This window comes from Pseudomonas sp. NUPR-002 (genome assembly GCF_056322725.1).
On sequence record NZ_CM150476.1, the window covers coordinates 2,968,157 to 2,982,783 of the forward strand.

Below are 14,627 nucleotides of genomic sequence, written 5' to 3' on the forward strand. Positions count from 1 at the left end.
GGATTACTGCAGGTTACCCGCCACCGCAATGGTCTGGGCGGTGATGTAGTTCGACTCGGGCGAGCAGAACAGGTAGACCGCATCGGCCGCTTCCTGCGGTGTGCCCGCGCGACCCAAGGGGTTGCGCTGGGCGTGGGACTTGGCGATTTCCGGGCTGACACCGACGCGGATGTCGCGCCCGTCGATGCTGACCGTTGCACCGGCGTGGGCGTCGGCGCGGGTCATGCGGGTCTCGATGAAACCGAAGGCCACAGCGTTGACGTTGACCTTGAAACGCCCCCATTCGCGGGCCAGGGAACGGGTCATGCCGCCGACACCGGCCTTGGCCGAGGCGTAGTTCATTTGCCCGGGGTTGCCATTGAGCGCCGACACCGAGGAGATGTTCACCACCTTGCGAAACACCTCCAGACCTTCGGCCGCTTCAGCTTGCGCCTGCGCCTTGATGATCGGGTAGGCCGCGCGCAGGATGCGGAAGGGCGCGGTCAGGTGGCAATCAAGGATCGCGTACCACTGCTCGTCGGTCATCTTCTGGATCACGTCGTCCCAGGTGTAACCGGCGTTGTTGACGATGATATCGATGCCCTTGTAGTGGTCCATCGCGGTCTTGATGTAGCGCTCGGCGAAATCCGGAGCGCTGACGTTGCCATGGCAGACCGCCGCTTCACCACCCATCTGGCGAATCAGCTCTGCGGTTTCGTGAGCCGGGTCGGCGTCCAGATCGTTGATCACGATCCGCGCACCTTCGCTGGCCAGTTTCAATGCGATGCACTGGCCGATGCCGCGGCCGGAACCGGTGACCAATGCGACTTTGCCGTCAAGTTTTGCCATGTTGCGGACTCCTGAAAAATAGCTGCGCTTACAGCGCAATCACGGCATCGCCGAGGATCTTGATATCGCCGTATTGGCTGGTGGTCTGGATGTGCAGGCGAATGCGTCGCTCGCCATCGACCTCGAACTTGTCCACGACCTTGCCGGTGCAGGTAACCTGGTGGCCGAGGTGAGTGATACCGAGAAAGCGCACGCCAAATTCACGCAACTGACGCTGGTCGACCCATTGGGTCAACAGGCGACCGAGGTAGGCCATCGACAGCATGCCGTGGGCGAACACATCGGGCATCCCGGCCTTGCGGGCATAGTCGGTGTCGATGTGAATCGCGTTGTGATCGCCCGAAGCACCGGCGAACAGCGCCAGGGTGGTGCGGTTGATCGCTGGCAGGGTCAGCGGCGGCAGCTCATCGCCGATGTGAATGGTTGCAAGACTGATTGCGTTCATAGAGGGCTCCGTTCTGGTTTTTCAGCCGTTGCGCTGAACAAGTACGTCGCGCAGGTCGGCCACGTGCTCGCCGCGCTGATTGGTCACGCGGGTTTCCCGCACCACAAACTCCAGGGCGCCGCCCTTTTTGTCGTAGATGTCGGCGATTCGCACTTCAAAACACAGGGTGTCGCCAGCGTGCGCCATGCGGTGGTAACGGAAGGTCTCCTCACCGTGCAGGATGCGTGAAGACACTATCCCCAGCTCGTCACGCCAGGCGTTGGAGGGCGCCTGGAATGCCAGCGAGAACAGAAAGGTCGGCGGCAGTGGCAAGTCGGGATAACCGGCGTCACGGGCTGCCTGCTGCTGAAAGTAAATCGGGTTGGTTTCCCCGGTGGCCTTGGCGAAGAATCTCAATTGCGAGGCTTCGGCTACGGCGTGAAAGGTCGGCAGCTGTTTGCCGATGTGCTTTTTATCGATCATGTGCAAGGGCTCCTGTCGCTATCCGGCGGTTCAGTTCTTTTTGAACACGGTGACCACACCCGCGCCACCCAGGCCAAGGTTGTGTTGCACGGCAATGCGTGCACCCTCGACCTGGCGCTGTTCGGCCGTACCACGCAGCTGGTGGGTCAGCTCATAGCACTGCGCAAGGCCGGTAGCGCCCAGTGGGTGGCCCTTGGAAAGCAAACCTCCGGACGGATTGACGACCCATTGGCCGCCATACGTGTTGTCACCATCACTCACCAGCATTTCAGCGCCACCCTCAGGGCACAGCCCCAGGGCTTCGTAGGTCAGCAGTTCGTTTTGCGCGAAGCAGTCGTGCAACTCGATGACGTTGATGTCATACGGTTCAATGCCGGCTTGTTCATAGGCAATCTTTGCCGCCAGGCGGGTGACGTCAAAGCCGACCACGCGGATCATGTCGCGGCTGTCGTAGGTGCTGGGGGTGTCGGTAGCCAGGGCTTGTCCTGCGATCATCACGTCGGTGCGCAAACCGTGCTTTTTGGCGAAGGCTTCGGACACCACGATGGCCGCCGCGCTACCACAGGTAGGCGGGCACGCCATCAAACGGGTCAGCACGCCGTCCCACAACATCGGTGCGGCCATGACTTCGTCGCTGCTGACGATGTTGCGAAACACCGCCAACGGGTTACGCGCCGCGTGTTGGCTGGCCTTGGCGCGAATCTTGGCGAAGGTCTCCAGTTTGGTTCCGTACTTTTCCATGTGCGCGCGGCCCGCGCCGGCGAACTGGCGGATGGCGTTGGGCATGTCCGGCATGCCGACCAGCTCGTCGACCAGCGTGTTGGCGCGTTCAAGCGCACCAGGACGATCGGTCCAGACCGATTTCAGCGAACCGGGGTTCATCTGTTCGAAGCCGAAGGCCAGTGCACAATCCACCGCGCCGCTTTGTACGGCCTGACGCGCCAGAAACAGGGCAGAGGAACCGGTGGCACAGTTGTTATTGACGTTGAGCACCGGGATGCCGGTCATGCCCACGCGGTACAGCGCTTTCTGTCCGCAGGTCGAATCGCCATAGACGTAGCCAGCGTACGCCTGCTGGATATCGCTGTAATCCAGGCCCGCGTCGGCCAGGGCCAGGCGAATCGCCTGTTCGCCCATGACGTCGTAGGTCTCGCTGGTACCGGGTTTTTTGAACGGGATCATGCCGACGCCGGCAACGAATACGTTAGTGCTCACGGGGTGTTTTCCTTGTTGTTGTGGGTTCAGAGCTTGCGAGCGATCAGTTCGCGCATCACTTCACTGGTGCCGCCATATATGCGGGTCACACGCGAATCGACAAAAGCGCGCGCTACCGGGTACTCAAGCATGTAGCCGTAGCCGCCATGCAGCTGGACCATGTCGTCCAGGGCCTTGCCCAGGGTTTCGGTGGCGTAGAGCTTGGCGATCGCCGCTTCTTCGAGCGTGAGGCGCCGGCGCATGTGTTCGCCCAGGTAGTGGTCGATCATCAGGCGCACGGCGACGGCCTGTGCCTTGATGTCCACCAGCTTGAATTTGGTGTTCTGAAAGTCCCAGACCGTCTGATCGAACGCTTTGCGTTCCTTGACGTAAGCCAGGGTTTGTTCCAGCGCGGTTTCCAGGCGGGCGGCAGCGGAAACGGCAATGCAGAACCGCTCCTGGGGCAATTCGCCCATCAGGTAGCTAAAGCCCATGCCTTCTTCGCCCAGGCGATTGCTGACCGGTACCCGTACGTTGTCGAAGTACAGCTCGGCGGTGTCCTGGGCATGCTGGCCGAGCTTTTCCAGTTTGCGGCCACGTTGAAAGCCCGGGCGGTCGGCTTCGACGGCAATCAGGCTGATGCCTTTGGCACCAGCGGCGGGGTCGGTTTTGCACACCACAATGATCAGGTCGGCGGTCAGGCCATTGCTGATGAAGGTCTTGCTGCCGTTGATCACGTATTCGTCGCCATCACGAATAGCGGTGGTACGCACGGCCTTGAGGTCGCTGCCGGTATTGGGCTCGGTCATCGCGATGGCCAGAATGATCTCACCCGAACAGGCGCCTGGCAGCCATTTGCGTTTTTGCTCCTCGCTGCCGCAGCGATTGATGTACGGCGCGATGATGTCCGAGTGCATGCCCATGCCATTGCCGGACAGGTCGGCACGGGTGAACTCTTCGGCGTACACCGCGCTATGCCCGAAATCGCCACCACCACCGCCGTATTCGGTAGGGATGGTGATCCCCAGCAGGCCTTCGCGCCCGGCTTTCAGCCAGGTTTCCCGATCCCACTGGCCGGCTTTGTTCCACGCCGCTTGGCGAGGCACGCACTCACGCTCGAAAAAGCGTCGTGCGGTGGTGCGAAACATCTCATGGTCGTCGCGGTAGACCGTTCGGGCGATGTGCACAGGAGACTCCTTGATGGTGTGGGCGGACAGTCTGCGTCGGGCCCTGTTGTTGTGTTGGTCAGGCAAAAAGTGCATCTGCATGCTTGTGGTCTACGGTAGGACCGAGGCGCTGAGCGAACGCCACCCACGGCGGGTGGCGGGCATTCGCTCAGGCCTTGTTCATGCGCTCCCAGTCAAAGGGCGCAGGCTCGCCTTGCAGGAAGCAGGAAACGGCGCGGGCGTGATAAGGCGCAGTCGACACCACAGCCTGGGCGTGGCATTCCAGTTCAGCGAGGGTGGCGTAGGGTGTTTCGAAACTCTTGTTCAGCAGGCTTTTGCTCAGTGCCAGTACTTCACGGGGGCTGTCGGCGAAGCGGCGGGCAAACGCCATGGCGCTGGCCTGTAGATCTTCGGGTTCGTACACCGCATGAACGATGCCCAGTGTCTTGGCTTCGGAAACGCTGACGCGGCGCGCGGTGAACATCAGTTCCTTGGCCATCTGCATGCCCACCACCCTTGGCAGCATGTACAGCGCGCCCGAATCCGGCACCAGGCCGACCTTGGCAAACGACATGCAAAACGATGCTCGACTGGATGCCAGGACAAAGTCGGCGGCCAGCGAAATGGCGAAACCGGCGCCGTAGGCCGGGCCGTCGACGGCGGCGATCACCGGGATCTCCAGATTGCGCAAGCGTTCCATCCACACATGCACTGCTTGCAGGCGTCGGCGCATGGCGTCGGCGGAGTTGAGTTCCGGGTCGGTGCTGCTCTGGCGTTCCTTGAGCGACTTCAGATCGCCGCCGGCGCAGAAGCTTCCACCTGAACCGGTGATCACCAGGGCGCGAATGCTGCGATCCGCTTGTACGCGATCGAGCATCTCGGTGTAGTCCTTGCGTAACTCCATGGTCAGGGCGTTGCGCGAGGCCGGGTTCTGGTGCGAGAACTCGGCGACACCGTCGTTGATTAAAAGCTGCGATTCGCGCAACGGGATGCGTTCGGTGGGCATGGCGGTGATCTCGTGTCAGTGACGGTTGAAGCGCCATGCTCTGACTTCACCGATTGTCCAGCGCCACCCAGGGTGGGTGGATCAAGCTCAAATAGTGGATGTGCTGGTTTCGCTGACCTCTTGCCAGTAGGAGCGGGCTTGCCCCGCGATAGCGGTGTGTCAGTCACAGCGCATCGCGGGGCAAGCCCGCTCCCACCGGTTTTGGCTTTCCATGCGCGATGGATCAGGCGCCGCAGTTTTGCTTACTTTCCCCAAGAGGAAAGTAAGCCGCCGTAAAGGCGGAAGGGGCCATTACAGCCCTCACATCAAATGGATAAGCCCACAGCCCCCAAAGCCAACATAACCGCCACCCGACGCGGGTGGTCGAGCGCAGAGACTGCGTTGCTCTACTTGTGTGCACTGGCGCCGGGCACCACGACCCGGCGTATTACAACAAGTAGAAGGGTAAGCAGATGGGCGTGCTCAGCGGCATTCGTGTAGTGGAATTCGAAGCGATAGGCCCCGCGCCGTTCGGCACGATGTTGCTGGCCGACATGGGGGCCGATGTGGTGCGTATCGACCGCGCGGCGGCGGCGGGTGATCTGGGGCCTAAGCTGGAAGGGCCGCGTATCGATATCTGCGGTCGCAACCGGCGCTCGGTCACCCTGGATCTCAAGCGCCCTGAAGGTGTCTCGGCAGCGCTGGAGTTGATCGAGCGCGCCGATGTGCTGATCGAAGGTTTGCGTCCCGGCGCCATGGAGCGTCTCGGGTTGGGCCCCGAGGTGGCGTTGGCACGCAATCCGCGCCTGGTGTACGGACGCATGACCGGCTGGGGGCAGACCGGTCCGTTGTCGCAACGCGCCGGGCATGACCTCAACTACATCGCACTGAGCGGCGTGCTGTCCGGTATCGGTCCCTTGGGTGGGCGACCGCTACCACCGCTCAACGTGGTGGGCGACTACGGTGGAGGCGGCATGTTGCTGGCCGTGGGGGTATTGGCCGCGCTGCTCAATGTGCAGCGCGGCGGAGCAGGGCAGGTGGTGGATGCCGCGATGACCGAAGGGGCCGCGCAACTGGGCTCGGTGATTTGGGGCTTGCTCGCCAGCGGTAACTGGCACGAGCAACGCGGCAGCAACCTGTTGGATGGCGGCGCACCCTGGTACGACACCTATTGCACGCTCGATAACCACTACATGGCCATCGGCCCGGTGGAGTCGCGGTTCTACACGGAACTGCTGGTCAAGCTCGGCCTGTCCGAGGCCGGGTTGCCCAGGCAACACGACAAAGCCGGGTGGCCGCGCCTGCGTGAAGCCTTCACCGAGGCCTTCGGCAAGCACACACGCGAGCACTGGTGCCAGGTGTTCGAAGGCAGTGACGCCTGTGTCGCGCCGGTGCTTGGCTTTGCTGAAGCCCCCGATCATCCGCACAGCCAGGCACGCGGCAGCTTTATCGAAGTGGCCGGCGTGGTACAGCCGGTTCCAGCTCCACGCTTTCTTGGCACACCGTCGGCGCAACCGAGGCCAGCACCGCGACGCGGTGAGCACGGTGGCGAGGCCTTGCGCGACTGGGGCTTTGACGCCGCTGCGATTGAACGCCTGCGGGCACAAGGCCTGGATTTTCAGTCCGAGTGCTGAATCACCGATCACTCCCAATCCGTATTGAACCGATCAGTCGAGACCATCATGTCCCATGCCTACATTGTTTCCCCCTTGCGTACGCCCATCGGCAAGTTCGGCGGTGGGCTGTCGCCGCTGACGGCAGCTCAGCTGGCGGCGCAGGTCATTCGTGCGGTGATCGAGCGATCCGGCGTGCCGCAGCAACGGATCGACGAAGTCATCGTCGCCCAGTCCTATCAGTCCAGCGAGGCGCCGTGCATGGGTCGGTATGCCGCGTCGCTGGCCGGTCTGCCTGACGAAGTGCCCGGTTATACCGTGGACCGGCGTTGCGGCTCCGGCCTGCAAGCGGTCATCGATGCGGCGATGCAGATTGAAACCGGCGTGGCCGACTGCGTGATGGTCGCGGGCGTCGAGAGCATGAGCAACATCGAGTACTACAGCACCCACATGCGCTGGGGCGCACGCCTGGGCGATGTGACCCTGCATGATCGCCTGGATCGGGGCCGCGCCAACTCGCAACCGGTAAGCCGTTACGGCGAATGTTCCGGTGCTGCCGAAACCGCGGAAAACCTGGTTAACGACTACGACATCAGCCGTGAAGCCGCTGACCTGTGGGCGGTGCGCAGTCATCAACGTGCCGCAGCGGCTTGGCGCGATGGGCTTTTCGACAAGGAGCTGCTGCCGGTCGAAGTGCCGCAGCGCAAAGGCCCGCCGCTGTTGATCAGCCGTGACGAAGGCATACGTGAAGACGCAAACCTCGAGGCGATGGCCAGGCTCCCGACCTTGCTCAAGGGCGGCACCGTGACCGCCGGCAACGCCAGTCAACAGAACGATGCCGCTGCCGGTTGCCTGGTGGTGTCCGAGCGCTTTCTCAACGCGCACGGCCTGGTGCCGATGGCGCGGCTGGCGGGGTGGGCCTCGGCGGGTTGCCACCCGTTGCGTATGGGCATCGGCCCGGTACCCGCCGTGGCACGTCTGTTACCACGCCTGGGCCTGAGCCTGGCGGACATGGACCTGATCGAAGTCAACGAAGCCTTCGCCGGCCAGGTGCTGGCGGTGTTGCGTGAGTGGGGGCTGGAAGACGACCCGCGGATCAACGTCAACGGTTCGGGCATTTCACTGGGGCACCCGATCGGCGCCACCGGAATTCGCATCCTCACCTCGATGCTTCACGAAATGGAGCGTCGCGACGCCCGTTACGGCCTGGAAACCATGTGCATCGGCGGTGGCCAGGGCCTGGCTGCAGTGTTCGAACGCCTCTGATCTGATCGACAAGGAATACCCATGAACATCACTACTCAAGACACCACGCCTGCGCCGAGCGAACAGCCGTGGCGTGATCGCAATGGCCGCACGGTATTGCTCGCGTGTCGGCGCAAAGGCCATGAAGGCTTGCACTTCCCGCCGTTGCCAGCGACTTCACCACTTTTTGCCGAGTGCGAGCTGATCGAGCTCGACTCAACACCAATGCTGTACAGCTACACCGTGGTGCATTCCAGCCCGAAGGCCAACAAGGCGCCACAAGCGCTGGGCCTGGCGGATTTTCCCGAAGGACTGCGGGTGTTTGCGCGCCTGGACTATCCCCAGGGGCGTTCGCCACGCATCGGCGAAGCGCTGCGTCTGTGCGTCAGCGACACGCCAACCGGCCCGATCTATAGCTTTGCACCGTTGAATCAGGAGTCTGTGGCATGAACAAACCCGTCTACATCGCCGGGGTCGCCATGACGCCGTTCGGCCGCCACAACGCTTCGATGCAAGACTTGGCGCAAACCGCTGTGCTCGGTGCAGTGGCCGATGCCGGCATCGAGCTCGGGTCGGTGCAATCGATCTACTCGTGCAACGTGTTCGGCGGCATGGTCCTGGGCCAAGTGCTGATGCGCGACCTGGGGCTATCGGGCTTGCCGATCTACAACGTCGAGAACGCCTGCGCCAGTGGCGCCAGCGGCGTGCACCTGGCGTGCCACGCCCTGCAGGCCGGGATCTACGACACCGTGCTGGTGTTCGGTGTCGAGCAACTCACCGCCCTGGGCGGTGGCACCATCCCGTTGCAACGCAATGACTACATGACCGACCTGTATGTGCGTGCCGGCATGGCTTTGCCGGCCATCTACGCGATGCGTGCCACCCGTTACCTGCACGAGTTCGGTGTCGGCGCCGAAGACCTTGGCGCGGTGGCGGTGAAAAACCGCAGCCACGGCGCGCTCAACCCCTATGCACAAACGCGCACCACGGTGTCGATCGACGAAGTGATGAACTCGCGCATAGTCTTCGACCCACTGACGTTGCTGCAATGCTGCCCATCGGCGGTGGATGGCGCCGCCGCACTGGTGCTGACCACACGTCAGCCATCACGCCGGGCAAAGCCGGTGAAGGTGCTGGCGTCGGTGATTCAGTCGGGCCGTTGTGAAACCGGCAGCGATGACATCCTCGCGGCTGAAATCACCGCCCGCGCCGCGAACCTGGCCTACCAGCAGGCGGGCGTCACCGCGGCGGACCTGGACCTGGTCGAGCTGCACGATGCGTTCACCATCGCCGAACTTATCTATTACGACGCGCTTGGCTTGTGCAAGCGCGGCGAGGCCCACGAACTGCTGCGCAGTGGTGCCACCCGCCTGGGCGGTGAGGTGGTGGTCAACCCCAGCGGCGGCCTGCTTGCCAAAGGCCATCCGCTGGGCGCCACCGGCGTCGCGCAGATGGTAGAGGCGGTATGGCAACTGGAAGGTCGCGCTGGCGACCGCCAGGTTCACGACGCCTCGCTGGCCCTGACCCAATGCACGGGCGGCGGTATCGCTGGGGTCGATCACGCGGCATCTGCCGTTCACATTCTGGGACGTTGAGGAATATCTAAATGAATAACCATGTAGCTATCGTTACCGGCGGCGCCCAGGGCATTGGCCAGGGCCTGACTCAGGCGCTGTTGCGCGAAGGGTACGCCGTCGCCATGTTTGACCTGAACAGCCAGGCCATGGAAGCGCAGATCGCGCAATCCGGTGAATACGCCGATCGCTTGATGGGCATTTGCGTCGACGTGACCTCCAGCGAACAGGTCAATGCTGCAGTGGCCCAGGTCACGGCACGCTGGAAGACCCCGGATCTGTTGGTCAACAACGCCGGGATGGCCCGCGACAAACGCATCGTCAACCTGACCGAGCAAGACTGGGACCTGGTGATCGACGTCAACCTGAAATCGCAGTTTCTGTGCGTTAAAGCGGTTGTGCCGGGGATGATCGAGCAGGGCTTTGGGCGTATCGTCAACATCTCTTCGCGCGCCTGGCTCGGTGCGTTCGGCCAGGCCAACTATTCGGCGGCCAAGGGCGGCGTGGTCAGCTTGACCCGTTCGCTGGCCATCGAATTGGCAAAGCACGGCATTACCGCCAACGTAGTAGCGCCGGGGGCCATCGACACGCCGATTCTGGCGCCGCTTTCCGCTGAGCAACGTGCCCGGATCATGTCGACGATTCCGGTTGGCCGCATCGGTACGCCGGACGACATCGCCCAGGCCGTGCTGATGTTCGCCAGCGCCAAGTCTTCCTACATCACCGGCCAGACCTTGTACGTCTGTGGCGGTCGCTCACTGTCGAGTCCAAGCGTGTAGCCCACGGGAGTTCCTGCATGGCCATTCAATTCAAGATCATCGACCACGTCGCGCTCATCACGCTGGACGCACCTGACTCACACAACGCGCTGACCATCGGTGACCTGATGCACCTGCGCAAATCGCTGGTGGCCTGTCAGGACGACAGCCAGATCCGTGTGATCGTGATCACCGGGGCGGGCGAACGGGCGTTTTGCTCCGGGGCGAACCTCAAGGCAACGCTGCCACCGGCGACGGATTTCATCAGTGGCGCCCTGAAAAGCCGTGAAACCGAGGCCGAGGAGGGTGGTTACACACGCCTGCTCGACCTCAGCGACCTGGACGTATGGAAACCGGTGATCGCCGCCATCAACGGCTATTGCCTGGGCGGTGGCCTGGAGTTGGCCCTGCAGTGCGACCTGCGTATTGCCGCTGAAGGCGCATCGTTTGCACTGCCTGAAGCCAAGGTGGCCAGCATTCCGGCAGTGGGTGGCGTGCAGTACCTGCTGCGCGCAGTACCGGCGGCGCAGGCGATGAAAATGGCCCTGACCGGCGAGCGTATCAGCGCCGAAGAAGCCTTGCGCATAGGGTTGATCAGTGACCTGGTGCCACCCGGGCAGCTGTTGCCGTTCGCGCTGGAGCTGGCACAGCGCATCGCTGGCAACGGCCCACTCGCGGTGCAGTCGATCAAGCAACTGGCGGTGCAAACCGCCCATCTGGCGCCGCGTGACTTTGTTGCCCAGTCGAATCTGCACTGGGGCTTGTTGCGCGACAGCAAGGACCGCATCGAGGGGCGCATGGCGTTCGCGCAAAAGCGTCCACCGAAGTACAGCGGCGCCTGATCTCTTCCTGTTTATCGTGAGAAACCCAGCATGAATTTTGCCCTGACCGAATCCCAGGAAATGATGATCGATGCCGCCAAACGCATGGTGCGCGATCAAATTGACCCGGTACTTGCCAAACACCCGGTGGACCGGCCACTGCCTAAAGCGGCGATGCTGCAGATCTATGCCGCGCTGGCCGAACTGGGCATCACCGCACCTCGCTTGCCGGTCGAAGCCGGGGGCGGTGGTCTGCAGATGCTCGACTACGGGCTGATCGTCGAGCAGTTGCCGGCCATCGTCGCGCTGTCGCTGATTTCCCATGAAGGCACGGTGGCGCGGATCTACTCCGGCTGCCCGCCCGAGATCAGCCAGCGCTACCTGCCGGACCTGATCGCCGGACGCAAGATCGCTTGCACGGCCAACTCCGAAGTCAATGCCGGCTCTGACTCCAATGCGGTGAAGACGCGCATCCGCGTGGAGGGCGACAGCGCCTTTATCACCGGACGCAAACTGTGGATCACCAACGCCTCGATCTGCGATGTGCTCAACGTGTCGTGCACCCTGGGTAACGACGAGCGCGGCAGACCGTTGGCGCAACGCGCACTGGTCGACCGCAGTCAGTCGGAAGTCGATGTGCGCGAAATCGGCGTCACCGGTCTGCAGCAAGGGCACTTGAGTGAAGTGGTGTTCGAAGAAACCCGGATTCCCCTCAGCCACCTCATTGGCGAAGCGGGCGACGCGGCGAAAACTCTCACGGTCGGCTGGAACGGCAACCGTCCGCTGATCGGCCTGATGTGCGTGCACTTGGCGCAAAAAGCCTTCGACATGGCCGTGGAATATACCAAGGTCCGTGAACAGTTCGGCAAACCGCTGGCGGCCCATCAGCTGGTGCAGCAAGACCTGGCTGACATCGAAACCCAGATCGTCACCTCGCGGCTGCTCTGCTATCAGGCCCTCGATGCCATGGATCGCGGGCTGCGCGCCAACGGCAGCTCGGCAATGGCCAAGCGCTACGCGACGACCGCCTGTGAGCGGGCGATCAACTTGGCGATCCAGATTCACGGCGGCATGGGCATCACCGAAGAACTGGGCATCGAGCGCCTGTGGCGCGACGCGCGCATGTTCCAGGTACCCGATGGCATGAACGGCATTCTGGCGTTGATCCAGGGCCGCGAGATCACCGGCATCAGCGCGTTCCGCTGAGCAAGCTGCAACACCCCCGACAACAACAAGAAGCGGAGTCCGCAATGAGTGAACAGATGATGGAAGGCAAGGTGGTTATCGTCACCGGCGCCGGTCGTGGCATCGGCCGTGAGATGGCCCTGCAGATGGCCCGCAACGGCGCCCGGGTGGTGGTCAACGATGTTGGTGTTTCGGTGACCGGGGAGGCCCAGGACGAAGACCCGGCCCAGGACGTGGTCGATCTGATCAAGGCCGAGGGCGGCGAGGCCATCGTCAACCGCGACAGCGTAGCGCAGTGGTCCAGCGCCAGTCGCCTGGTCGAGGCCGCCGTCGACACCTACGGCCGACTGGACAGCGTGGTGAACAACGCCGGTATCTTGCGCGACCGGATCTTCCATCAAATGACCCCGGAAGAGTTCGAAGCGGTGATTCAGGTACACCTGTTCGGAACCTTCAATGTCAGCCGTGCCGCTGCCACGCATTTTCGTGCCCAGCAAAGTGGCGCGTTCGTGCACATGACCTCCACCTCGGGGCTGGTCGGCAACATCGGCCAGGCTAACTATGCGGCAGCGAAGCTGGGGATCGTTGGGCTGTCGAAGTCGATTGCCCTGGACATGGCGCGTTATGGCATTCGTTCCAATTGCATCTCGCCATTCGCCTGGAGCCGCATGGTCGGCTCGATTCCGTCGGACGATCCGGCACAGGCCGCGCGTGTGGAAAAAATCAAAAGCATGACCCCGGCGCCCATCGCTGCACTGGCGGTATTCCTCGCCAGTGATGCCGCCGCCAGCGTCAATGGGCAGATCTTCACCATGCGCCGCAACGAGATTTTCCTGATGAACCAACCACGTCCGGTGCGTTCGCTGCACCGTGCCGAAGGCTGGACCGCGAAGGCGCTGGCCGAACACATGCTGCCGGCATTCACCCCATCATTCTTGCCACTGGAAGTGTCCGCCGACGTGTTTGGCTGGGATCCGGTCTGAGGAGCGCATCATGGATTACACCTTGCCATCTGAGTGGGTCGCGTTTGGCGATGCCCTGATCCGTTTCATCGACCGTGAGGTCGAGCCACTGGAACAACAGCACCAGGGGTTGCTGTCCAGCGAGCGCACCGTCTACACCGAAGACGGGCGCTATGCACCTGAACTGACCGTGTTGCGCCGCCGCGTGCGCATGTTGTCCGCCGAGGCCGGCTTCTACACCGCGCTGAGCGACGAGTCGCTGGGCGGCAGCGGGTTGGGCGCGCAAGCGGCGGTTTACATTCAGGAGCGCCTTAACGCGCATGTTGGGCCGTCGCGGCATTTGATCCAGACCGTGGTGTTGCCTTCGCCGTTCACCAATGGCTTGTCGCCGGTGCTCAAGCACCTGGACCCGGCAGTGCTGGCGCTGTACCACGAACAGATCGCCAATGGTGACAAGACCCTGTGTTTTGGCCTGAGCGAGCCTGATGCCGGCTCCGATGTGTTCGCCATGCGCACCCGCGCTGTGCGTGACGGTGACGATTGGCTGATCACCGGCACCAAGCAGTGGATCACCAACGCGCCGTATGCCGACTACGCGATGATATTTGCCGTGACCGACGAGGAACAGGCCCGTGCCGGGCGTGGCGGCATTACCGGCTTTTTCGTGCCGACGCAAACAACCGGCTTCTCGGTGCCGAGCACTATACCGGTGATGGGCCACTTGGGCGCAGACATCGGTATCGTCTCACTGGATCAGGTACGGGTGCCGGACAACCATCGTCTCGGCCCGGTGGATCGCGGTTTGAGCGTGGCGCTCGACGGTGTTAACGCCGGTCGCCTGAGCATGGCCGCGTCTTGCCTGGGGCTGGCACGTTGGGCGCTGGACCAGGCGCTGGAGTACGCCAAGGTGCGCAAGACCTTTGGCAAACCGATAGCCGAGCACCAGTCGGTGCAGAACATGCTGGCCGAGTGCGCGATGGATATCTATGCCAGCAAAACGATGATCCAGCACTGTGCATGGCTGGTGGACCAGAACCAGCAGGCGACCAAGGAAGTATCGATCGTCAAGGCGTCCGCCACCGAGATGCTGTGCCGGGTCATGGACCGTTGCATGCAGGTGCATGGCGGCATGGGGCTGACCAATGAACTGCGGCTGGAAGAGGGTTTCCGCTTCGCCCGCATCATGCGCATTCCGGATGGTACCTCGGAAATTCAACGCCGGACCATTGCCCGTCGCTTGCTCGGGGGCGATACCGCGTTCTGAACTCGTTAAGTTCTGTGGTAGGAGCGGGCTTGCCCCGCGATTGCGGCTTGCCCGTCACATCGTATCGCGGGGCAAGCCCGCTCCCACACCGGATGATCATGACAGTTGCCCACCGAAGGCCAGCT

The 14,627-nt window shown here is 62.8% G+C and carries 15 protein-coding genes; 9 read left to right on the forward strand and 6 right to left on the reverse strand.

The genetic code is table 11. The features are described from left to right. Positions 1-3 precede the first annotated feature (3 nt). From ACVWSC_RS13410 to ACVWSC_RS13435, 6 genes are all read right to left on the reverse strand, one after another. Positions 4-828, reverse strand: a complete 825-nt coding sequence (locus ACVWSC_RS13410) for an SDR family NAD(P)-dependent oxidoreductase (protein ID WP_442114115.1) — start codon at positions 826-828, stop codon at positions 4-6. Positions 829-856: 28 nt separating this feature from the next. Then, a complete protein-coding gene (locus ACVWSC_RS13415) occupies positions 857-1,273 on the reverse strand; it encodes a MaoC family dehydratase (RefSeq protein WP_442114116.1) in 417 nt (138 codons plus the stop codon). 21 nt (positions 1,274-1,294) lie between these two features. Continuing rightward, positions 1,295-1,735: a MaoC family dehydratase N-terminal domain-containing protein gene (locus ACVWSC_RS13420; protein WP_442114117.1), complete on the reverse strand. Its 441-nt coding sequence runs from the start codon at positions 1,733-1,735 to the stop codon at positions 1,295-1,297. Positions 1,736-1,765: 30 nt separating this feature from the next. Then, positions 1,766-2,950 carry a lipid-transfer protein gene (locus ACVWSC_RS13425; protein ID WP_442114118.1) on the reverse strand — a complete coding sequence of 395 codons (1,185 nt, stop codon included), beginning with the start codon at positions 2,948-2,950 and terminating at the stop codon, positions 1,766-1,768. A 26-nt stretch (positions 2,951-2,976) separates the two neighbouring features. Continuing rightward, entirely contained in the window at positions 2,977-4,077 is a 1,101-nt protein-coding gene (locus tag ACVWSC_RS13430; protein WP_442114299.1) for an acyl-CoA dehydrogenase family protein, read from the reverse strand. A 187-nt stretch (positions 4,078-4,264) separates the two neighbouring features. Then, positions 4,265-5,101: an enoyl-CoA hydratase/isomerase family protein gene (locus tag ACVWSC_RS13435; protein WP_442114119.1), complete on the reverse strand. Its 837-nt coding sequence runs from the start codon at positions 5,099-5,101 to the stop codon at positions 4,265-4,267. A gap of 452 nt (positions 5,102-5,553) precedes the next feature. Between ACVWSC_RS13435 and ACVWSC_RS13440 the strand changes: the two genes are divergently transcribed. Genes ACVWSC_RS13440 through ACVWSC_RS13480 form a run of 9 tightly spaced genes read left to right on the forward strand, consistent with a single transcriptional unit; the run spans position 5,554 to position 14,502 of the window. After that, positions 5,554-6,714 carry a CaiB/BaiF CoA transferase family protein gene (locus ACVWSC_RS13440; protein WP_442114120.1) on the forward strand — a complete coding sequence of 387 codons (1,161 nt, stop codon included), beginning with the start codon at positions 5,554-5,556 and terminating at the stop codon, positions 6,712-6,714. Between the two features lie 48 nt (positions 6,715-6,762). Further along, positions 6,763-7,959 carry an acetyl-CoA C-acetyltransferase gene (locus ACVWSC_RS13445; protein ID WP_442114121.1) on the forward strand — a complete coding sequence of 399 codons (1,197 nt, stop codon included), beginning with the start codon at positions 6,763-6,765 and terminating at the stop codon, positions 7,957-7,959. 21 nt (positions 7,960-7,980) lie between these two features. After that, a complete protein-coding gene (locus ACVWSC_RS13450) occupies positions 7,981-8,388 on the forward strand; it encodes a Zn-ribbon domain-containing OB-fold protein (RefSeq protein ID WP_442114122.1) in 408 nt (135 codons plus the stop codon). Continuing rightward, positions 8,385-9,533 (forward strand): thiolase family protein, encoded by a 1,149-nt coding sequence (locus ACVWSC_RS13455; RefSeq protein WP_442114123.1) that lies wholly within the window; start codon positions 8,385-8,387, stop codon positions 9,531-9,533. Before ACVWSC_RS13450 ends, ACVWSC_RS13455 begins: the two co-directional genes overlap by 4 nt. An 11-nt stretch (positions 9,534-9,544) precedes the next feature. After that, the gene (locus ACVWSC_RS13460) at positions 9,545-10,291 is read left to right on the forward strand and encodes an SDR family oxidoreductase (protein ID WP_442114124.1); all 747 of its coding nucleotides are present in this window, start codon (positions 9,545-9,547) and stop codon (positions 10,289-10,291) included. 17 nt (positions 10,292-10,308) lie between these two features. Beyond that, on the forward strand, positions 10,309-11,112 hold the full coding sequence (locus tag ACVWSC_RS13465) for an enoyl-CoA hydratase/isomerase family protein (protein ID WP_442114125.1): 804 nt from the start codon (positions 10,309-10,311) through the stop codon (positions 11,110-11,112). A gap of 30 nt (positions 11,113-11,142) precedes the next feature. Continuing rightward, positions 11,143-12,297 (forward strand): acyl-CoA dehydrogenase family protein, encoded by a 1,155-nt coding sequence (locus ACVWSC_RS13470; RefSeq protein ID WP_442114126.1) that lies wholly within the window; start codon positions 11,143-11,145, stop codon positions 12,295-12,297. Positions 12,298-12,341: 44 nt separating this feature from the next. Then, positions 12,342-13,259: an SDR family NAD(P)-dependent oxidoreductase gene (locus tag ACVWSC_RS13475; RefSeq protein ID WP_442114127.1), complete on the forward strand. Its 918-nt coding sequence runs from the start codon at positions 12,342-12,344 to the stop codon at positions 13,257-13,259. 10 nt (positions 13,260-13,269) lie between these two features. Next, positions 13,270-14,502 (forward strand): acyl-CoA dehydrogenase family protein, encoded by a 1,233-nt coding sequence (locus tag ACVWSC_RS13480; RefSeq protein WP_442114128.1) that lies wholly within the window; start codon positions 13,270-13,272, stop codon positions 14,500-14,502. The last annotated feature ends 125 nt before the right edge of the window (positions 14,503-14,627 follow it).